This window comes from Candidatus Pantoea deserta, assembly GCF_003813865.1.
Lineage (GTDB): Bacteria > Pseudomonadota > Gammaproteobacteria > Enterobacterales > Enterobacteriaceae > Pantoea > Pantoea deserta.
Map to the genome: position 1 here is coordinate 66,124 of NZ_RMVG01000001.1, position 20,664 is coordinate 86,787.

Genomic DNA, 20,664 nt, shown 5'->3' on the forward strand with positions numbered 1-20,664 from the left:
CCGTCGGCCTTGGAAGATTGTGCGGTCAGACTCAGGATTCGAGCGGCACCACTTTGCCGATATAGGGCAGATGACGATAGCGCTGGGCATAGTCGATACCGAAGCCGACCACAAACTCGTCAGGGATCGAGAAACCGACATACTCCACCTTGACGTCTACTTCGCGACGTTCAGGTTTATCCAGCAGCGTACAGATGGCGAGCGATTTCGGCTCGCGCAGGCGCAGGATCTCGCGCACCTTGCTCAGCGTGTTGCCGGAGTCGATGATGTCTTCCACGATCAGCACGTCTTTGCCGCGAATGTCTTCGTCGAGATCCTTGAGGATTTTTACATCGCGCGAGCTGGACATGCCGCTGCCGTAGCTGGAGGCGGTCATAAAATCGACTTCATGCGGCACCTCAACGGCGCGGCAAAGATCCGCCATAAACATAAAGGAGCCGCGCAGCAGTCCGACCAGCACCATTTCGCTGCCGCTGTCGCGATAGCGCTCAGAAATCTCTTTACCCAGTTCAGCAATACGCGTTGCAATCGCCTCGCTGGAAATCATCACTTCAACAGTATGTTTCAAAACCTGTACTTCTCGTTGATTTTAATGGATTTGCCCATCCTCAGCAGCGGATGAACAGGGAGAATCCGCTCAGACCTGAGCGAATAGCGACTGGCAGGAGAGTATCACAGCTTGCCAGATGCGGCGAGATGCCGCAGGGTTTCTCTGCAACCAGATGATATTTACTTAGAACTTCCCGGACTTTAACAGAACAATTCTCTACGTGTTAGCCTGTGCTCAACATATCGTTACCTTACCGCTGCCCTGAGCAGGAGATCCCATGTCACAACACGCAAGTAAAAAAACCCATATTGGCGATCGTAAGCTGCACCCTGAAACCCAGATGCTGAATTATGGCTACGATCCGCGCCTGTCGGAAGGCGCGGTGAAACCGCCGGTGTTTCTGACCTCGACCTTTGTGTTTAACAGCGCCGAAGAGGGACGCGACTTCTTTGATTATGTTGCCGGACGCCGCGAGCCGCCGGAAGGCAAAAGCGGCGGTTTGATCTATTCGCGCTTTAACCATCCCAACAGCGAAATCGTTGAAGACAGGCTGGCCGTTTATGAAGAGGCCGAGAGCTGCGCCCTGTTCTCATCGGGCATGTCGGCCATCTCCACCACCCTGCTCACCTTTGCGCGCCCCGGCGATGTAATCCTGCACTCGCAGCCGCTGTACGGCGGCACCGAAACGCTGCTCAGCAAGACCCTGCACAATCTCAATATTGAGCCGGTCGGCTTTAGCGACGGCACCGATGAAGAAAAAGTTCGCGCCGCCGCGCAGAAAGCGCTGGGGCTGGGCCGCGTCGCGCTGATCCTGATTGAAACGCCCGCGAACCCCACGAATAGCCTGGTCGATATTGCGCTGATTGCGCGCATCGCTGACGAGATCGCTCAGCAGCAGGGATCGCGTCCGGTCGTTGCCTGCGACAATACGCTGCTTGGCCCGCTGTTTCAGCGCCCCCTCAACTTCGGCGCCGATCTGTCGCTCTACTCCCTGACCAAATACGTCGGCGGCCATTCCGATCTTATTGCCGGCGCAGTGATGGGCAGTAAAGCGCTGGTTACGCAGATACGCTCGCTGCGCAGCGCTATCGGCACCCAGCTCGATCCGCACTCCAGCTGGATGATTGGACGTTCGCTGGAGACGCTGTCGCTGCGTATGGAGAAGGCCAGCCAGAACGCCGAAGCGGTGGCGACCTTTTTGCGCGACCATGAAAAGGTCGCGAAGCTACAGTGGCTGCCCTGGCTCGATGAAAATAGCGCAGAGGGCCGCACCTGGCGTCAGCAATGTAGCGGCGCAGGCTCGACCTTCTCGTTTGATATTGTCGGCGGGCAGCCAGCCGCGTTCCGGTTCCTCAACGCACTGGCGCTGTTTAAACAGGCGGTCAGTCTGGGCGGCACCGAATCGCTCGCCAGCCATCCCGGCAGCACTACCCATTCCGGCGTGCCGGAAGCGGTGCGTCAGCGCATCGGTATCAGCGAGGCGACCGTTCGCCTCTCTATCGGCATCGAGAACGCAGGCGATCTGATAGAAGATATTCGCCTGGCGCTGGAAAAAGCCTGATTAGCTGACGGTGAAGCCCAGCATCATGCCGGTGTCTTCATGTTCCAGCAGATGACAATGCGCCATATAGGCGTGTTCGGCGGCGGCGCGGTGATCGAAGCGCACCAGAACTTCGCTGCGCCAGCCGTCGACATTGACCATATCTTTCCAGCCCTGGCGATGCGGCGCAGGCGGCTTGCCGTTTTCTGACAGAATACGGAACTGGGTGCCGTGAATATGAAACGGGTGCAGCATCTTGTCGCCTTCACCGGAAATGGTCCATTTCTCCAGCTGGCCGGGCGCAACGTTAAACATCGGCTTCGTCATACTAAACGCCTGACCGTTGATCTTGTTGCCGCTGTGGAAGTCGTAGCCTGAGGCTGCGCCGTGCGCGTCATGCATCGACATATCATGGTCGCCCATCGCCATATCGTGGCCGCTCATCGCCGTGGCAGCGCCGCCTGAAGACATGGCATGATGATCGCCCGCGTTGCCCATCGCTTTGTCGCCGTAGCGTCGCATCAGCGCCGCCATGCCCTGCTGGTCGAGCTGCGGATCCATCATCAGCTGTAGCCAGCGCGTGTTAAGGCCTTCCGCTGAAGGCACCGCCGGCAGCTGTACCAGCTGGTCCGGCAGCGTCGCGCTCGCCATCACGCGCAGCGGCAGGATTTGCACCAGCGGCAGCGGCTGGTCGAACGGAGCCAGCGTCATGCCCATCTGCTCCACCGGCAAGGTAACGAGATCGAAGGCTTTGCCGTCAGAGGTATCCACCATCACTTCAAAACGTTCGCCCGGCAGCAGCGGCAGCGACGCCACCTTCACCGGTTCGGCCAGCAGTCCGCCATCGCTGCCGATCACATAGAGCGGCCGGTTATCGCTGGCGGCGATATGCAGCGAGCGCGCATTGCAGCCGTTCAGCAAACGCAGGCGCAGCCAGCCGCGCGGCACCGCCTGCTGCGGATACTGCACGCCATTGGTCAGCATCATATCGCCGAACCAGCCCACCGCAGCGCTCATGATGTCGAGCTGATAGTCGATGCGGCTGCCGTCCTGCGTGAGCCGCTTGTCCTGAAAAATAAGCGGTACATCGTCTGAACCCCACTGCGTCGGCAGGCGCAGCTTGTCGGTTTCATCATCCTGCAACAGGATCAACCCCGCCAGCCCTTGCGCCACCTGATGCCCGGTTTTGCCGTGCAGATGCGGGTGAAACCAGCAGGTTGCGGCAGGCTGATCCGGCGTAAAGCTCACCTGACGCGTCGTGCCGGGTTCGATGCGCGCCATCGGACCGCCGTCAACGTCGCCAGGGATGGCCAGCCCGTGCCAGTGCAGCGTCGTCGCTTCAGGCAGCTGGTTACGGATATTGACCGAGACCGTTTTGCCGCGGCGCAGCACAACGGCGGGACCGAGTAAACTGCCGTTATAGCCCCAGGTCGGCACATCCTTGCCCTGCCACTGGCTGGTGCCCGTCATCGCGGTAAGCTGGATCTGGCCGCGCGGATCCGGCTCCAGCCGTGAAGGAACCGGCAGCAGCGGGCGGCTGGCCGCCATCAGGGAACGACTCCAGAGCGGCAGCGCCCCGGCCGCGCTCAGGGCGGCGGTCAGTTTAAGGAAGTGGCGACGATGCATAGCTTATTCATCCGTGTGATAAGAGATGCCCCAGCCTAAACCCTTACCCTGCGGGAGGGTCAAGCCTTGATAGCGGAAACGCCTGAAAAAAGCAGCAGTAGCGGCATCTGCGGCAAAATAATCGGAATCCTGCCACTCTCTGTGCTATCGTCACAGAACGATTAATGAAAGAGAATTACTATGAAGAAAAGCATCAGGATCCTGTTACTGGCAGGACTCTTTGGCTTCTCCTCCACCAGTTTTGCCCTGAGCGAATCCGAAGCAGAAGATCTGGCCGATCTCACCGCTGTCTTTGTCTATCTGAAAAATGATTGTGGCTATCAGGATCTGCCCGATGCGCAAATCCGCAAGGCTCTGGTGTTTTTCGCCCAGCAGAACCGCTGGGATTTGAGCAATTACGCCAGCTACAACATGAAAGCGCTGGGTGAAGCGAGCTATAAAGATTTAAGCGGCATAGCCATCACCAATGACAAGAAATGCAAGTCGCTGGCACGCGATTCGCTGAGCCTGCTCGCCTACGTCAAATAACCCGCATCCCGCTCCCCTGCTGAACATTTGACCGTGCATGCACGGTCAGTTCTGGTTATGATGTGCCGCTCTTTTTCATGGCAACGTCATCAGAGAGGAGCCTACCATGGCGCAAAAAGAGATGTGGTATGAAACCCTTCATACCGGTTTCGGACAATATTTCACGGTCGACAAAGAGTTGTACCGCGAAAAGACAGCGCATCAGGATTTGATCATCTTCGAAAACGCACAGCTGGGCCGCGTAATGGCGCTGGACGGCGTGGTGCAGACCACCGAACGCGACGAATTTATCTATCATGAAATGATGACGCATGTGCCGCTGCTGGCGCACGGCGCGGCGAAGCGCGTGCTGATTATCGGCGGCGGCGACGGCGCGATGCTGCGCGAAGTCACGCGTCATCAGCAGCTGGAAAGCATCACAATGGTGGAGATCGACGCAGGCGTCGTCACCTTCTGTCAGCAGTATCTGCCCAATCACAGCCAGGGCGCCTATAACGATCCGCGTCTCAATCTGGTGATTGACGACGGCGTAAACTTCGTCAGTCAGACCCGCGAAAAATTTGATGTGATTATCTCCGACTGCACCGACCCTGTGGGTCCGGGCGAGAGTCTGTTCACCTCTGAATTTTACGCTGGCTGTAAAAACGCGCTTAATCCCGGCGGCATTTTCGTGGCGCAAAACGGCGTCTGCTTTCTGCAACAGGAAGAAGCCGTTACCAGCCACCGCAAGCTCAGCCACTACTTCAGGGACGTCAGCTTTTATCAGGCGGCCATCCCGACCTACTACGGCGGCATTATGACCTTTGCCTGGGCGAGCGATAATCCGGCGCTGCGTCAGCTTGACCTGGCAACGTTGCAGGCGCGTTTCGATAAGGCAGGCCTGGCGTGCCGCTACTACAATCCGGCAATTCACAGCGGCAGTTTCGCGTTACCGCAATATCTGCTGAATGCGCTGTCTGCTGAATAACCTTTATAAGGAGGTGAACCAAATTGCAAAAGCTTAAACTGCATGGCTTCAACAACCTGACCAAAAGCCTGAGTTTTTGTATTTACGACATCTGTTATGCGAATACTGAAGCCGAGCGCGATGGCTATATCGCCTACATCGACGAGCAGTACAATGCGAATCGTCTGACGGAAATCCTGACAGAGACCTGTTCGATTATCGGCGCAAATGTGCTGAATATCGCGCGTCAGGACTACGAGCCGCAGGGCGCCAGCGTGACCATTCTGGTCAGCGAAGAGCCGATCGATCCAAAGGATATTGATAATTCGGAACATCCCGGTCCGCTGCCTGACTCTATTGTGGCGCACCTGGATAAAAGTCATATCTGCGTGCACACCTATCCGGAAAGCCACCCTGAAGGCGGCCTGTGCACCTTCCGCGCCGATATTGAGGTTTCCACCTGCGGCGTGATTTCACCGCTGAAGGCGCTGAACTATCTGATTCACCAGCTGGAGTCAGACATCGTCACCGTCGACTATCGCGTACGCGGCTTTACCCGCGACGTGAATGGCGTAAAACATTTTATCGATCATGAAATTAATTCGATTCAGAACTTTATGTCGGAAGATATGAAGGCGATGTATGACATGGTGGATGTGAATGTTTATCAGGAGAATATCTTTCACACCAAGATGCTGCTGAAAGAGTTCGAACTGAAACACTATTTGTTTAATACCCGTCCTGAAGATCTCAGCCCGGAAGAGCATAAGCGCATTACCGATCTGCTGTGGAAAGAGATGCGCGAGATTTACTATGGCCGCAATATTCCTGCGGTTGGACTGAAAACCTTGTAATAATTTCGTGCGGCGCTGCGCTGTTAAGCAGGCCGCGCGCTTTACTGCTGGTTTTATTGCCGGTAGGTTCTGAGAAACAGCGCCGAAATTGCCCGATCGCAAACAATAAACGCCTTGTTTGAGAATAATATTTTCAGCGCTGATTTATCTTCTCTTACTCCTACAGGCAGAAAAAATGGCAATTATAAATGTAATAGATTTCGATGCCGTCCCGGACGCCACCTCTCTTTCGACTCAGGCCATACAGCGTGCTATCGACAGCGCCTCTGCTGGCGACACCCTGTTGCTCCCCGCAGGACGCTTTCTTACCGGCTCGCTGTTTTTAAAAAGTCATCTGACGCTGGAGCTGGCGGAAAATGCCGTGCTGCTCGGCAGTCCGCACCTGGAAGATTACCCCTTCATTGAAACGCGCGTGGCGGGCATTGATATGCGCTGGCCAGCAGCCATCCTGAACGTTAATCACTGTCATAATGTCACCATCACCGGAAGCGGCACCATTGATGGCCAGGGGGCCATCTGGTGGCGCAAGTTCTGGGGCGACGATGAAAACGGCGGAATGCTGGCTGACTACAGCCAGCGCGGCCTGCGCTGGGTCGTGGATTACGACTGCGAGCGCCCGCGCAATCTGGTGGTGTATCAGAGCGAGTCAGTGATGCTGGACGGCTTTCAATCGCGTGAGTCCGGCTTCTGGAACATCCATATTTGTTATTCAAAACAGGTCAGTCTGCAAGGGCTGAACGTACAGAACTCAGCGGGTCCCAGCACGGACGGGATTGATATTGACTCCAGCCAGCAGGTGCGCGTTGAGAACTGTACGGTTTCCTGCAATGACGACAATATCTGTGTTAAAGCCGGACGCGGCGCAGAGGCGCAGCAGCTTGCAAGAACCGCACGCGAGATTACTATCCGCCGCTGCACCCTGCTGAAAGGTTCAGGCATCACGCTGGGCAGCGAGACATCCGGCGGTATTGAAGAGGTCATTATTGAACATAATCATTTTTCAGGCACCGGCGTGGGATTTCGCATCAAGTCAGCCCGCAATCGCGGCGGCTGGATCAAAAATATTATCGTTCGTCATATGACGCTGGAAGATGTTTGCTATCCCTTTATGCTCCAGCTGAACTGGTTCCCGCAGTACAGCTACAGCGAGCAGTCTGGCGAAACGGCTCAGCCGCCGCACTGGCAAAAGCTCGCGGCGGGCGTAGAAGGTGAAGCCGGTTTAACGCGTGTGGAAAATATTACCATCAGCCATATCAGCAGCCAGCTGACTCAACCCACCGTTTTTTCGCGGGCGTTCTTTATTGAAGGGGCGGCGGAGAGACCGATTGAAGGGCTTTGTTTCAGTGATGTCGCCTTGCAGGCGCAGGAATTTGGCAAAATCGCCGGGGTAAATAAGCTGGTTTTCGAGCGGGTAACGGTTGACGCTCCGGCAGTAACGCAGCTGGAGAACGATGCCTATCATCGCTGATGGCCGGTTGAGGAACAGATTGTTCAGGCCTGTCGCTGACGGGCCTGAGTTGAGTGCTGGTTTGGGTTTGTTTTTCTGGGTGGTTTTGTTGGGGGGTTTTGGGCTGTTTGTACGGCAGTGAACCTTCGCCTGCCATCGCGGAAATAAAAGCCTGTTTTCTAAGCTGCCTGTACGGCAGTGCACTCCACCCGCCACGCTGGACGCCTTACTGGATCCTTCTAAGCTGCCTGTACGGCAGTGCACCGTTACTCTAACAAACTAACCCACTCATCTGCCAACCAAAAAAGCCCAAACGCCCGCTCTACCCTTTTTTCACTCTCTCCCTGTCCATCCTTATTTTTCAAAGGATTACAGCAGCAGGCAAAAAAAAGGGTTCATTCACACAGAAACAACAGGCAGGCATCCTACAGGCGAGGCAAAAACATCTTTTGGCATACTACACAGAAGAAAATCAGGCTCTGTCACCTGGCATTCCGGCAAAAATGAAACACGCGCCGCCTGTATACCGCAATCCATATCGCTTCTTCTTACGGCACCATATCAACCGTCAAACGAAACGGCGCGCGTCATCGTGAGCGCTAATCTCAGTTCGTCAGCGACAAGGCTATGCCACGCTCGCGCAGTGTGCGGCACACGTCCTCATCCAGCCGGCTATCGGTGACTACATCGGTTAGCTCATCTACCGGCGCGGCGCAAAACAGCGACCAGGAACCGTATTTGCTGCTGTCCGCCAGCAAAATACGGCGGCGCGCATTGGCTAACAGATCCCGCTTCAGCCCGGCCTTCTCCTCTGTTGGCGTAGTAATGCCGCGCTCAAGACTCCATGAATTACAGCTGACGAACGCTATATCGGGATTAATGCTGCGCAACAGGCGACGCCCGTGCTCGCCAATACAGGACTGGCTGGAATCGTCGATACGGCCGCCGATAATAGTGACTTCAATCTGTTTAAATTCGGACAGGAACAGCGCGATATGCAGATCGGCGGTAATGACGCGCAGCGGCAAGTGCGTCAGCTGGCGCGCCAGCTCCAGCATGGTGGTGCCTGCGTCAAGCACCACCGCGTCCCCCGACTGGACAAAAGTGGCGGCGTGGTGAGCAATAGCCTGCTTCTCCGCCAGATTACGCTGCATCTTCTCCAGCGTGGTCGGCTGAGCAGGGATAAAACGGTTCAGCGTGACGCCGCCGTGACTGCGGCTAATCACGCCTTCTTTATCCAGCTTAATCAAATCACGTCGAATGGTTGCTGGCGAGGCGGAGATCGCGCTCACCAGCTGATCAACAGTCACCAGATTATGGCTTTTCAGATAATCCATAATCTGGTCAAGGCGACTTTGTCCCTTCATATTTCCCTATGCTAGCTGCATCGCGAGTTTAATGGAGATCGCCATGCTCTCAGACTTCGCTTTACCTGTCCACGCGATATCAAAAGCGGTGCCGTGGTCGGCGGACGTGCGTATAAACGGCAGACCGGCAGTGATGTTAACGCCGTCATAAAAACCCAGAAGTTTCAGCGGTATATGCCCCTGATCGTGGTACATCGCCACGACGATGTCGTACTGCCCTTCCTGGCATTGCAGGAAAACCGTATCCGGCGGACAAGGCCCGTAAACCTCTATGCCCTGCTCTTTCATCGCTTTCACCGCAGGCGCGACGGTAGTGATCTCCTCATCGCCAAAGAGACCGTTTTCTCCGGCGTGCGGGTTAACGCCTGCAACGGCAATGCGCGGCTTTTCAAAGCCAACGCGCCGCAAAAACGTGTCCGCCATGCCGATCACCGTTTTAATACGCGTCTGGTTTAAAGTGTCGAGGAACTTACGCAGTGCGATATGCGTGGTGACATGAATCACCTTCAGCTTATCGGTGTAGAGCACCATGGCGTAATCTTTGGTGTCGGTCAGATGCGCCAGCAGCTCGGTGTGACCCGGATAGAGATGGCCCGCCGAATGCAGCGCTTCTTTGTTCAGCGGTGCGGTGGCGATAGCGTGAACCTCGCCCGCCAGCGCCAGCTCGGTGGCGCGCTTCACGCAGCGCCATGCCAGGTCGCCCGCCTGTTTCTGCACCACGCCCGGCTGTAGCGCGTCAGGATCGGCCAGCGGCTCGTCGATAACGTTAATGATGCCCGGCGCAAAATGCGCTTCGCTCACCTTGTCCAGCACGCGCAGCTCAATCTGCGGCGTAATATTCAGGGCAAGAATGCGACGCAGCGTTGCGGCGCATCCTACCACGACCGCTGGCGCGCCGTTCAACTCGCCTTCGGCCAGCGCTTTAATGATGATCTCCGGGCTGATGCCCGCCGGATCGCCCATGGTCACCGCAATAATTTTACTCACTCGACTTCTCCTCAATAAAACGAATGGCTGCTACCAGGGTGTTTTCGTCGCCAAAACCGCCCGCTTTGGTCATCACCGGCAGGGTAAATTCACTGTTAAGCAGGACACCGTGCGGCACACAGCCCGCCACAATGCCCTGAATATGAAAACCGCTGGCGCCCAGCGCCTGCGCCACCGCAATCGCCACGTCACCGCCAGAGAGATAAAGTCCGGCGGGTTGCCGCGTGCGGCACAGCGTCAGGGTGAGTTCGCCTAAAAACTGGCAAATCGCCTCGCCAAGCTGCTGGCGCGTCATCTGATACTGCTGACACAGCGCGTCAATGTCATGGCGCTGCTCGGCACGCTGGCAGGTACGGATCACCGTATGGCGTCCGTCGCGCAGCGCGGCGGCGGCCTGTTCAGCCCAGCGCGCGCTATCAGGCCAGCGAGGTTGTTCAAACAGCTGGCGAATATCGACATCCACCAGCACGATGTCGCGCTGCGCCGCCAGCCGGGCAATCTGCTGCTGCGCGCTGGCGCTCATCGAACCAATGACCGCCAGCACCGGCGCGGCGGCGCGTGCGGCAAGCTGCGGGTCCAGCGCGTCGCGCTGTTTTTCTAAGCTGCCTGTACGGCAGCGCACTTCAGTCGCCTTGATCGTTTGCTCGCTGTAACTTTCTAAGCTGCCTGTACGGCAGTGAACGGCAAGCTGCGCGCCCAGCGCGTCGCTGAGTCCCGCTGCGCCGACCAGCAAAGGGGTTTCGTCAAGCTGCGCCGCCGCGGCGACGATCCGCACAATGTCGCTCTCCCGCTCGGCATCTATCACCATCACTCCCTGCTGTTCAGCCAGCCGCGCAGGAAAACGATCGCTGCGCAGCGTGGCAAGATCGATCTCGCTGCCGCTGATCCCCAGCTGCGTCAGCACATGCGCGCTGATCACCGGGGTTTTCGGATCGCTGGCATATTCGGTCTCGGTCAGCGGCACGCCGTTAACCCATACTTCGCCGCTGCGCGTTACGCGGCCCAGCCGGGGGACGGCAGGCACAATCAGCGCCCGCTTTTTACCGCTGGCGGCGAGCGCGGCGCGCACCTCAGCGCCGATATTGCCGCGCAACGTGGAATCGATTTTCTTAAACAGCCAGCCCTGTCGGACAAAGGCATCGTGCTGTCGCACCACCGCGGCGTTACGCGTCGCTGCTTCGTCCGCGCCAGTCGCGCGGCTGTCGGTGCTGATAACCCAGACGTCGGCGGCGGCAGCATCCAGCGCTGTTTCGCTGCTAAAGAGTACGTGTACACGCGCCCCGGCCTGCGCCAGTCCGCTGCCTGCATCGTTAGCGCCGGTAAAGTCATCGGCGATGACCAGCACCGGGGTTTTCCATGACGTCTGCGTCATCTTGTCTCCTGATTCGGCCCTGCGCCGCTGTGAATGATTATATTCAATCATGATTGATTATATGTGAGCAAGATCAAATTAATTGAAATCAATATGCCCTATAAATTGAGGCACAGTAAGTGACAGACCTCGCACTGAAGTGAGCAAAACCAATCATTCAGTTCGCTTCGCAGTAATAAGGGTATGAAATGAATATCAACAGCACGGTAATTAGCGGCTATCAGGCGCTGAACGACATCAGCTATCTGCTGAAAGACAAAGCCAGCGCGCTGCTGGTGACGGACAAAAATATTGAAGGGATCCCGGCTGTGCAGTCGCTGATTGGCCAGCTAAAGCAGCATATTGGTCGCGTCAGCGTAGTTAACAGCGTTCCGCCGGAGCCAAGCCAGCATGATGTGGCCGCGATCCTGACGGCGCTGCCCGCGCGCGATGTGGATCTGGTGGTCGGCGTTGGCGGCGGCAGCGTGCTGGACGTCGCTAAGCTGCTGTCGGTGCTGTGTGTCGACAACGCGCCCTCGCTGGACGCGCTGCTGGCAGGCGAAAAGCCGACCACGCGCACCACTTCGCTGCTGATTCCGACCACCGCAGGCACCGGCTCCGAGGCCACGCCGAATGCGATTCTGGCTATCCCGGAGCGTGAAACCAAAGTCGGCATTATCTCGCCGGTTATGCTGCCCGACTTCGTGGCGCTGGTGCCGGAACTGACCACCAGCATGCCTGCGCATATCGCCTCTTCGACCGGCATTGACGCGCTTTGCCATCTGATTGAGTGTTTTACCGCCACCGTCTCTAATCCGGTCAGCGACAACTACGCGCTAATCGGTATGAAAAAGCTGTTCGCCAGTCTCGAAACTGCCGTGGCCGAGCCGCACAACCTCCAGGCGCGACTGGATATGCTGTGGGCCTCTTATTATGGCGGCGCGGCAATTGCCCATGCAGGCACACATCTGGTGCACGCGATGTCTTATCCGCTGGGCGGCAAATACCATCTGCCGCACGGCGTCGCCAACGCTATTCTGCTGGCCCCCTGTATGACCTTTGTGCGTCCGGCCGCCGTGAGCAAATTCGCTCAGGCATACGATCTGCTGCCAGATGCCGATCCTGCGCTGGACGACGAAGCCAAATCGCACGCGCTGGTGGCCTGGTTCACCGCGCTGGTAAAACGTCTGAAGCTGCCAGCCAGCCTTGAAGAGCTTGGTATCGGCCCGGATCACCTGCCCTACTTAGTGGAAGCGGCGCTCGACGTGCAGCGTCTGATGAAGAACGTACCCGCTGCCGTCAGCGCAAATGACGTCCGTGACGTCTACCTGACGCTCTTCCCTTCACATCAGGAATAAAGAGGATTTTATGAGCCAGAAAATTAGCGGCGTACTGACTGCTATCGTCACCAGCTTTGATAAAGAGGGAGCCTTTAACCCGGCCAGCCAGCGCGAGCAGGTGAAGCGCCAGCTGGCAGCAGGCAACGGCATCTTCTGCGGCGGCACCAACGGCGAGTTCTTTGTGCTGAACGAGCAGGAGAAAATCGCCGTGACGGAAACCTGCGTCGATGAAGTTAACGGCCGCGCGCCGGTGGTGGCGCATATCGGCGAGATCTCAACGCGCGAGACGATCCGCCTCGGCAAACAGATCGCAAAGCTGGGCGTCGACGCGGTATCGGTCATTACCCCCTATTTCGTGCCGCTTAAGCAGGACGAACTGATCTATCACTACCAGACCGTGGCTGACGCGCTGGACATCCCGCTGTTTCTCTACAACATCCCGGCGCGTACCGGCAATACCTTGCAGCCAGAGACCGTACGCACGCTGGCGTCACATCCCAACATTATCGGCATTAAAGACTCGGCGGGCAGCTATGAGAGCCTGAGCGGCTTTCTTCAGGCGGCGGAGGGCATCGATAACTTTGACGTGCTCAATGGTCCGGACTCGCTGATCCATCAGGGTTTTGTCGATGGCTGTTCAGCCTGTATTTCCGGTCTGGCCAACGCCGCGCCGAAAGAGATTAACGCCATCTGGGCGCGCTTTAATGCGGGCGATATAGAAGGCTCACGCGCGGCGCAGGAGAACGTTACCGGCCTGCGCACCGACCTTTACAGCATCGGTTTCTCACCGGCTGCGGTGAAAAAAGCGGTGTCGCTGCTTGGCTACGACGTAGGCGAAAGCCGCTATGCGGTGCGCTTTAGCGCCGAGGAAGAGCAAAAAATTCGTCAGGTCGTTAATCAATACCTGAAGTAATGGCTATCAGGGCAGCCGTTGCTGCCCTTGCCTGTTTCACTTTACGCACCGGGGAAACGAAATGAAAGTTATCTGCACCTCGCCGTCGTTCGCCAAATATGACACGACGCCGATTGAAACCCTGAAACAGCACGGTTTTGAACTGATTACCCTGCCCGCCGACGCGCCACCTGAAGCGCTGGAACCGCATCTGCCGGAGACCGTGGCGATGATCGTTGCCTTTACCGAGGTCAATGAAGCCCTGCTGGCGAAAGCCCCGCAGCTGAAAATCGTCTGCAAACACGGTGTCGGCGTCGATAACATCGATCTGAACGCAACGCGCGAGCGCAATATTTACGTGACCAATGTCCCGGACGCCAATAAACATGCGGTTGCCGATTTCGCCTTTGCGCTGATCCTCAACGGCGCGCGTCAGGTGACGCAGGCGGCGACGGAAACGCGTGCGGGCAACTGGCCGCGTATTTTCGCGACTGACGTTTATGGCAAAACGCTGGGCATTATCGGTCTTGGCAATATCGGCAAGCAGGTGGCGCTGCGCGCGAAAGGCTTCAACATGCGCGTTATCGCCTTTGATTTCTATCCCGATGAGAAATTCGCCGCCGAGCATGGCGTTGAGTTTGTCAGCATCGATTGGCTAACCGAACAGAGCGACTTTATCACGCTGCACACGCCGCTTACCGATGAGACGCGCAATCTGTTCGATGGCGCACGCCTGCGCCGCATGAAGAAGAGCGCATTTTTAATTAACGTCTCGCGCGGCGGCGTGGTGAATGAAGAGGATCTGTTTCAGGCGCTACAGGATAACGTCATCGCAGGCGCCGCCGCCGATGTTTTCGTGCAGGAGCCTTTGAACAGTCATCCCCTGTTTAGCCTGACGAACTTTATTCCGACGTCGCATATCGCCGGCTATACCGACGGCGCGATCAGCGCCATTGGCGAACGCTGCGTTGCGCAGATCGTGCAATGCATTACACAGGGCGACCGCCCGGTTAACGTGATGAACGGGCTGGCGTAAGCGCCGCCCCGGCCTGCAACCTTTATTCGAGTGGAAAACTATTATGAACCCTACGATGCGCTCGACCAAAATTCGCTGGTGGATCGCTGGCCTGATGTGGCTGGCGATCGCCATTAACTATATTGACCGAACCGTACTCTCTGCCGCCGCACCGCACCTGATCACCGAACTGGAAATCAATCCGGAGATGATGGGCTTTATTATGGCCGCCTTCTTCTGGTCCTACGCGCTGCTGCAAATCCCCGCAGGCTGGTTCGCCGATCGTTTCGGCCAGAAAAAAGGACTGGGTATCGCGGTAGGCTGGTGGTCCGTGGCGACAATGGCGATGGGCCTGGCAACCGGCTTTAAATCTCTGCTGGCGCTGCGCCTGGCGCTAGGCGTCGGCGAAGCGGCAGCTTATCCAAGCAATGCGGGTATCGCCGCGCGCTGGTTTCCGGATCGCGAACGCGCCACCGTATCGGGCCTGTTCGACAGCGCCTCGAAGTTCGGCGGCGCGGTGGCGATGCCGCTGATCGTCTGGATGATCGCGATGGTGGACTGGCGTATTACATTCCTGGTGATTGGGGCTATCGGTCTGTTCTGGGTGATAGCCTGGTATTTTATTTATGCCGAAAACCCGGAAGACCATAAAAAGATCGATCAGAGCGAAGTGCGTCTGATCCGCGATGGCCAGGCGCAAAAGCATGGCGAAAAAGGCGTGCGCCCGATGAAGTGGTATAAGCTGCTGCGCTATCGCAATATCTGGGCAATGTGTATTGGCTTCTTCACCATCAACTACACCTCTTACTTCTTTATTACCTGGCTGCCGACCTATCTGGTGAAAGATAAGGGCATGGATTTCCTGAAGATGGGGTTTGTCGCCGCGCTCCCGCTGATCTGCGGTATGGTCATCGAAGTGCTGGCGGGCTGGGCATCGGATCGCATGGTTCACAAAAAAGTGCTGTCGCTGACCGCCACGCGCAAACTGTTTCTTACCATCGGTCTGCTAATGGCGCTCTGCATCGGTTTTGCGCCCTTTACTGAGTCAGTATTTATGACCGTGCTGCTGCTCTGTATCGCCAAATCAGGCACCACTGTAGCGGCCTCGCAGGTCTGGGCGCTGCCGGGCGACGTCGCGCCGAAAAACAGCGTCTCTATCGTGGCCGGTTTGCAGAATACCGTGTCGAACATGGGCGGCGCGGTTGGCCCAATCATTACGGGCGCCATTGTCGGCGCGACCGGCAACTTTACCTGGGCGCTGGTATTCTCCGCCGTACTGGTGGTGATTGGCATCCTCAACTACCTGTTTCTGATGGGCAAGGTGGAGCCGATTGTTGATGAAGAGAAGGTCCACGGCCAGCAGGCCGTTACCAGCGGCGTTTAATCGCTGCGGGTAGTTTTCGCCACGTCGAGTAAGGCTCTGACCCGGTTCAGAGCCTTTTTTTATCCTCTGTATGCACGTCGCAACGCCGCTAAGAACCTTTGCTGTTTTTGACTACGCTTAGTAGTGACGCTTAACGGAGGTTGCTATGAAAACGACTTACAAAATCACTTATGAGCACGAAGCTGAAGGCCAGACTCGCGCAGAGGAAGTTCTGCTGGAAAGTGAAGGCGAGCCTTCACAGGAAGAGGTGCATGAAGCTATCTTGCAGGACAGCGCCAGACACCAGCATCCGGGCGCGGGGGTGGAAGGCGTTGCGGGTTTTACCGTTATCTCGGTTGTTCCCACCCCCTGAAACTGCGACGCAGACTCTCTTTGCGGCGCGCCGCGCGGGCTTTCTTAAGACGGCACAGAGTCGCGCTGCTGATCTGTACACCAGGACGGGAATCAAGCACGGTGATGACAAAGAGAGTGCGTGAGGACGATTCACACGCTACTGAGCGAAGCGTTGATCCGCAGGGTTTAAACGCCAAAAAGCGGCAGAGAAAGATTCGGTCCCACTTCGCGACTCCAGCTGAGAGTTATCGCCGATAAAAAGCCGGCCTGTAGCCGCCGCGCGACAGCCTGACAGGGAGGCTCAGCCGCAGCGATTTCCTGCGCGGGCGCGCAGCTGTTGCAGGCGGAAGCGCGGACTCATTGCCCCTGCAAGAAGCGGCGGTAGGCGTTCATCACCGCCAGAAAATCCTCAACGCCGCAGAATGACAGGCTCTCTTCGTCATAGTAATTCATGCCCTCTTCCAGCCCGTCATCCTCCAGCGCCAGATGATTAGCGCGAATCATCACCTCCTGGTCATCCATCCACAGCGTATATTCATGGCCAATACGCTGCCAGCTGCGCTCGCTGCCTTTAATGCCGCGCATGGCGGCTTCGACCTCATCCAGCAGCGCCAGATTCTCTTTCACTTCGTCGTTGAACCAGTGGCCCACCGCTTCGTGATCCATTGACATGCGAACTTTCACCTGGCCGGTGACGTCACGTAAAAATTCATATTCCATCGGCTAACTCTTTGGTTAATGACGCGTGTGGATCCGCACAAATCATCTTGTGCGCATCATCAACGCTAAAGTGGGATCGGGGCGACATTATTGCGGGGAAAAAGCAAAAGAAAAAGGGGCGATTATCGCCCCTTTGATTTTAGTGAAAGCCTCAGACTGCCGTCTGGAAAATCACATTGTCCGCTTTATCGGTGTACTGAGTCAGCTGGTCAAAGTTGAGGTAGCGGTAGGTGTCGCTGGCGGTTTTATCCACCTGCACCATAAACTGCTGGTACTCATCCGGCGTCGGCAGTTTGCCGAGCAGCGAGGCGACCGCAGCCAGCTCGGCCGATGCCAGATAGACGTTAGCGCCAGTACCGAGACGGTTCGGGAAGTTACGGGTTGAGGTGGAAACCACCGTCGCGCCGTCCTGTACGCGCGCCTGGTTACCCATACACAGCGAACAGCCTGGGATCTCAATACGCGCGCCGCTCTTACCAAAGACGCTGTAGTAGCCCTCTTCGGTCAGCTGAGCCGCATCCATCTTGGTCGGCGGCGCAACCCACAGTCGGGTCGGCAGCTGGCCTTTGTGGCTGTCGAGCAGTTTACCCGCCGCGCGGAAGTGACCGATATTGGTCATGCACGAACCGATAAACACTTCGTCGATCTTCTCGCCCTGCACATCAGAGAGCAGACGCGCGTCGTCTGGATCGTTCGGCGCGCAAAGGATCGGCTCTTTGATTTCCGCCAGATCGATCTCGATCACCGCCGCGTATTCCGCGTCGGCATCCGCTTCCAGCAGCTGCGGATCCGCCAGCCATTTTTCCATACCCTGAATACGACGCTCCAGCGTGCGGCGATCGCCGTAGCCTTCGGCGATCATCCACTTCAGCAGCACGATGTTAGAGCTGAGGTATTCAATAATCGGCGCTTTATCCAGCTTAATGGTACAGCCCGCAGCAGAACGCTCAGCAGAAGCATCGGTCAGTTCGAATGCCTGCTCAACTTTCAGATCCGGCAGACCTTCAATCTCCAGGATGCGGCCAGAGAAGATGTTCTTTTTACCTTTCTTCTCAACGGTCAGCAGACCCTGTTTGATAGCGTACAGCGGGATCGCATGCACCAGATCGCGCAGGGTGATACCCGGCTGCATTTTACCTTTGAAGCGCACCAGCACGGATTCCGGCATGTCGAGCGGCATTACGCCGGTCGCCGCCGCAAAGGCCACCAGGCCAGAACCCGCCGGGAAAGAGATGCCGATCGGGAAACGGGTGTGCGAGTCGCCGCCTGTACCCACGGTATCCGGCAGCAGCATGCGGTTCAGCCAGGAGTGGATAACGCCATCGCCCGGACGCAGCGAGACGCCGCCACGGTTCATAATGAAGTCTGGCAGCGTGTGGTGCGTGTTGACGTCAACCGGCTTCGGATAAGCCGCGGTGTGGCAGAAGGACTGCATCACCAGGTCGGCAGAGAAGCCGAGACAGGCCAGATCTTTCAGCTCGTCGCGCGTCATCGGACCTGTGGTGTCCTGAGAACCCACAGAGGTCATTTTCGGTTCGCAGTAAGCGCCAGGACGGATGCCGTCAACGCCACAGGCACGGCCTACCATCTTCTGCGCCAGCGAGTAGCCGCGCGTGCTTTCCGCTACGTCTTTCGCCTGACGGAACACGTCGCTGTGCGGCAGACCCAGGGATTCACGCGCTTTGCTGGTCAGTCCGCGACCGATAATCAGCGGAATACGACCGCCCGCGCGCACTTCGTCAATCAGCACGTCGGTTTTCAGCGTGAAGCTGGCCAGCAGTTCGCCGGTCTCATGGTTACGTACTTCGCCTTTGTACGGGTAGACGTCGATCACGTCGCCCATGTTCAGTTCGCCCACGTCCACTTCGATCGGCAGCGCGCCTGCATCTTCCATGGTATTGAAGAAGATTGGCGCGATTTTGCTGCCCAGCACCAGGCCGCCGCCTTTTTTGTTCGGCACGTTAGGGATGTCGTCGCCCATAAACCACAGAACGGAGTTGGTAGCGGACTTACGAGATGAACCCGTGCCGACAACGTCACCGACGTAAGCCAGCGGGTAGCCTTTCGCCTGAAGCGCTTCGATCTGCTTGATCGGGCCGACATTGCCCGGCTCATCCGGCTCAATGCCTTCACGGGCGTTTTTCAGCATGGCCAGCGCGTGCAGGGGAATGTCCGGGCGTGACCATGCATCCGGTGCCGGAGAGAGGTCATCGGTGTTGGTTTCGCCGGTCACTTTGAACACGGTGACAGTGATTTTTTCTGCCAGTTCGGGACGTGACAGATACCACTCCGCATTTGCCCAGGATTGCATAACCTGCTGCGCATGAGGGTTGCCCGCTTTCGCTTTTTCTTCAACGTCGTAGAAGTTGTCAAACATCAGCAGCGTGTGCGACAGCGCTTTCGCGGCGCCGGGCGCCAGCTTCTCATCGTCCAGGGCTTCGATCAGCGGATGAATGTTGTAACCGCCTTGCATGGTGCCCAGCAGTTCGATTGCTTTTTCAGGGGATACCAGAGGAGAGGTCGTTTCGCCTTTTGCGACCGCGGCAAGGAAACCCGCTTTTACATAGGCGGCTTCATCAACGCCGGGTGGGACACGGTTGACCAACAGGTCGGTCAAAAATTCTTCTTCACCCGCTGGCGGGTTTTTCAGCAGTTCAACCAGCGCGGCCATCTGGGAAGCATCTAACGGCTTAGGTACGATCCCCTGGGCAGCACGCTCAGCAACGTGCTTACGGTATTCTACTAGCACGACGTTCTCCTCGCTCACATTGTATGGGTTTCCGGTGCACCCTGATGCTAAGCATTCCATGAGTAGGGTAAGGTGCCCGGTTCCGCGTGGGGCAGCATAGCAGGGTTCAGGCTGTTTGTTAATCTGTTTACAAAAACACAACATAATTAACGAGGGAAAAAAGTGCGGTTTTGCGACTTTTGGGCTATGTCTTCGGCAGAAAGACACCTTGCATTAAGTCTTTTGAAATAGCAGAAGCGCCAGTTAAATTTTATGCAGTTCGAGTATAACTTTTGTGCTGCCTGGTGAGGAACAAGGAATAGCTGAGGTTATGACCTTTTAATGAACTCAGCAGTAAAGGCATAGCAGAGCGATGCGATAGCTGTTTATTGAAATGACAACCGGGAAGGACTGGCACTCATCGTTACCGCGTTTAAGTGCATCTGAATGGTAGTTGGTATGCAGCTGGCTGGTAGCGTTTGGTTATTATGTCTGGAAGCTGTATGTACGGCTGTACATATTGCCTGGTTGTTTTTAATGCGCCTATTTTTTCTAAGCTGGCTGTACGACAGTGAACCATGATTTACTCGATAAGGCCGTGGGCGCGGATTTCTAAGCTGCCTGTACGGCAGTGAACCTTGAAGCAACAGTAAAATACCATTTTCCGAATTTCTAAGCTGCCTGTACGGCAGTGAACGAATATCATCACGACAGTAAAAATAGCACTCATTTCTAAGCTGCCTGTACGGCAGTGAACGCCGCTGCTGTCCATACGCTTTATGGCTATCTTTTCTAAGCTGCCTGTACGGCAGTGCACTGAGAGTGTCTTCTGAGTTTTGATATTGCGGGTTTCTAAGCTGCCTGTACGGCAGTGAACATAATGGTCCCCTGATACATTGTCTATGTTAATTTCTAAACTGCCTGTACGGCAGTGCACCCGGACGACATACCCGCATTGTATTTGCGGTATTTCTAAGCTGCCTGTACGGCAGTGCACGTGAGGCTTCAGAGCGCGCTGTAAGGCCGTATTTTCTAAGCTGCCTGTACGGCAGTGCA

The 20,664-nt window shown here is 56.6% G+C and carries 16 protein-coding genes and 1 CRISPR repeat array (1 of these 17 only partly in view); of the genes, 10 read left to right on the plus strand and 6 right to left on the minus strand.

Annotation, left to right across the window (positions count from 1 at the left end):
* Positions 1-31: 31 nt before the first annotated feature.
* Entirely contained in the window at positions 32-568 is a 537-nt protein-coding gene (gene hpt / locus BBB56_RS00305; RefSeq protein ID WP_123797955.1) for a hypoxanthine phosphoribosyltransferase, read from the minus strand.
* Between the two features lie 259 nt (positions 569-827).
* Between hpt and BBB56_RS00310 the strand changes: the two genes are divergently transcribed.
* On the plus strand, positions 828-2,111 hold the full coding sequence (locus tag BBB56_RS00310; protein ID WP_123797956.1) for a cystathionine gamma-synthase family protein: 1,284 nt from the start codon (positions 828-830) through the stop codon (positions 2,109-2,111).
* Here the strand turns inward: BBB56_RS00310 and cueO are convergent, their stop codons facing one another.
* Complete coding sequence (gene cueO / locus BBB56_RS00315) at positions 2,112-3,716, minus strand: multicopper oxidase CueO (protein ID WP_123797957.1); 1,605 nt, start codon at positions 3,714-3,716, stop codon at positions 2,112-2,114.
* 180 nt (positions 3,717-3,896) lie between these two features.
* Here cueO and BBB56_RS00320 point away from each other — a divergent pair, with 180 nt between their 5' ends.
* From BBB56_RS00320 to BBB56_RS00335, 4 genes are all read left to right on the plus strand, one after another.
* Positions 3,897-4,244: a YacC family pilotin-like protein gene (locus tag BBB56_RS00320; RefSeq protein WP_123797958.1), complete on the plus strand. Its 348-nt coding sequence runs from the start codon at positions 3,897-3,899 to the stop codon at positions 4,242-4,244.
* Positions 4,245-4,350: 106 nt separating this feature from the next.
* Entirely contained in the window at positions 4,351-5,211 is an 861-nt protein-coding gene (gene speE / locus BBB56_RS00325; RefSeq protein WP_123797959.1) for a polyamine aminopropyltransferase, read from the plus strand.
* A 23-nt stretch (positions 5,212-5,234) separates the two neighbouring features.
* Entirely contained in the window at positions 5,235-6,044 is an 810-nt protein-coding gene (speD, locus tag BBB56_RS00330; RefSeq protein ID WP_123797960.1) for an adenosylmethionine decarboxylase, read from the plus strand.
* Between the two features lie 175 nt (positions 6,045-6,219).
* A complete protein-coding gene (locus tag BBB56_RS00335; RefSeq protein WP_123797961.1) occupies positions 6,220-7,512 on the plus strand; it encodes a glycoside hydrolase family 28 protein in 1,293 nt (430 codons plus the stop codon).
* A gap of 584 nt (positions 7,513-8,096) precedes the next feature.
* On the opposite strand, the gene BBB56_RS00340 is transcribed toward BBB56_RS00335, so the two are convergent.
* Positions 8,097-8,858 (minus strand): DeoR/GlpR family DNA-binding transcription regulator, encoded by a 762-nt coding sequence (locus BBB56_RS00340; RefSeq protein WP_123797962.1) that lies wholly within the window; start codon positions 8,856-8,858, stop codon positions 8,097-8,099.
* A gap of 6 nt (positions 8,859-8,864) precedes the next feature.
* Complete coding sequence (locus BBB56_RS00345; RefSeq protein WP_123797963.1) at positions 8,865-9,845, minus strand: D-threonate 4-phosphate dehydrogenase; 981 nt, start codon at positions 9,843-9,845, stop codon at positions 8,865-8,867.
* A gap of 1,560 nt (positions 9,846-11,405) precedes the next feature.
* On the opposite strand from BBB56_RS00345, the gene BBB56_RS00355 reads away from it, so the two are divergent.
* The 5 genes from BBB56_RS00355 (at position 11,406) to BBB56_RS00375 (ending at position 16,179) form a co-directional block, all read left to right on the plus strand.
* A complete protein-coding gene (locus tag BBB56_RS00355) occupies positions 11,406-12,554 on the plus strand; it encodes an iron-containing alcohol dehydrogenase (RefSeq protein ID WP_123797964.1) in 1,149 nt (382 codons plus the stop codon).
* Positions 12,555-12,564: 10 nt separating this feature from the next.
* Positions 12,565-13,449, plus strand: coding sequence for a dihydrodipicolinate synthase family protein (locus tag BBB56_RS00360; RefSeq protein ID WP_123797965.1), 885 nt, complete (start codon positions 12,565-12,567; stop codon positions 13,447-13,449).
* A gap of 61 nt (positions 13,450-13,510) precedes the next feature.
* Complete coding sequence (locus tag BBB56_RS00365) at positions 13,511-14,464, plus strand: phosphoglycerate dehydrogenase (RefSeq protein WP_123797966.1); 954 nt, start codon at positions 13,511-13,513, stop codon at positions 14,462-14,464.
* Positions 14,465-14,507: 43 nt separating this feature from the next.
* Positions 14,508-15,827 carry an MFS transporter gene (locus BBB56_RS00370; protein ID WP_123797967.1) on the plus strand — a complete coding sequence of 440 codons (1,320 nt, stop codon included), beginning with the start codon at positions 14,508-14,510 and terminating at the stop codon, positions 15,825-15,827.
* A 145-nt stretch (positions 15,828-15,972) separates the two neighbouring features.
* Positions 15,973-16,179, plus strand: a complete 207-nt coding sequence (locus BBB56_RS00375; protein ID WP_123797968.1) for a hypothetical protein — start codon at positions 15,973-15,975, stop codon at positions 16,177-16,179.
* Between the two features lie 338 nt (positions 16,180-16,517).
* On the opposite strand, the gene yacL is transcribed toward BBB56_RS00375, so the two are convergent.
* The gene (yacL, locus tag BBB56_RS00380; protein WP_123797969.1) at positions 16,518-16,880 is read right to left on the minus strand and encodes a protein YacL; all 363 of its coding nucleotides are present in this window, start codon (positions 16,878-16,880) and stop codon (positions 16,518-16,520) included.
* Between the two features lie 151 nt (positions 16,881-17,031).
* On the minus strand, positions 17,032-19,629 hold the full coding sequence (gene acnB / locus BBB56_RS00385) for a bifunctional aconitate hydratase 2/2-methylisocitrate dehydratase (protein ID WP_123797970.1): 2,598 nt from the start codon (positions 19,627-19,629) through the stop codon (positions 17,032-17,034).
* Between the two features lie 528 nt (positions 19,630-20,157).
* Positions 20,158-20,664: direct repeats of the CRISPR family, unit length 28 nt; unit sequence TTTCTAAGCTGCCTGTACGGCAGTGCAC (it continues 301 nt past the right edge of the window).

Coding starts and splice junctions, on each gene's coding strand:
- yacL (WP_123797969.1), bottom strand. CDS start 16,880: ATGGAATATGAATTTTTACGTGACGTCACCGGCCAGGTGAAAGTTCGC.
- BBB56_RS00375 (WP_123797968.1), top strand. CDS start 15,973: ATGAAAACGACTTACAAAATCACTTATGAGCACGAAGCTGAAGGCCAG.
- BBB56_RS00310 (WP_123797956.1), top strand. CDS start 828: ATGTCACAACACGCAAGTAAAAAAACCCATATTGGCGATCGTAAGCTG.
- speE (WP_123797959.1), top strand. CDS start 4,351: ATGGCGCAAAAAGAGATGTGGTATGAAACCCTTCATACCGGTTTCGGA.
- BBB56_RS00365 (WP_123797966.1), top strand. CDS start 13,511: ATGAAAGTTATCTGCACCTCGCCGTCGTTCGCCAAATATGACACGACG.
- cueO (WP_123797957.1), bottom strand. CDS start 3,716: ATGCATCGTCGCCACTTCCTTAAACTGACCGCCGCCCTGAGCGCGGCC.
- BBB56_RS00360 (WP_123797965.1), top strand. CDS start 12,565: ATGAGCCAGAAAATTAGCGGCGTACTGACTGCTATCGTCACCAGCTTT.
- BBB56_RS00335 (WP_123797961.1), top strand. CDS start 6,220: ATGGCAATTATAAATGTAATAGATTTCGATGCCGTCCCGGACGCCACC.
- BBB56_RS00340 (WP_123797962.1), bottom strand. CDS start 8,858: ATGAAGGGACAAAGTCGCCTTGACCAGATTATGGATTATCTGAAAAGC.
- BBB56_RS00320 (WP_123797958.1), top strand. CDS start 3,897: ATGAAGAAAAGCATCAGGATCCTGTTACTGGCAGGACTCTTTGGCTTC.
- BBB56_RS00355 (WP_123797964.1), top strand. CDS start 11,406: ATGAATATCAACAGCACGGTAATTAGCGGCTATCAGGCGCTGAACGAC.
- BBB56_RS00370 (WP_123797967.1), top strand. CDS start 14,508: ATGAACCCTACGATGCGCTCGACCAAAATTCGCTGGTGGATCGCTGGC.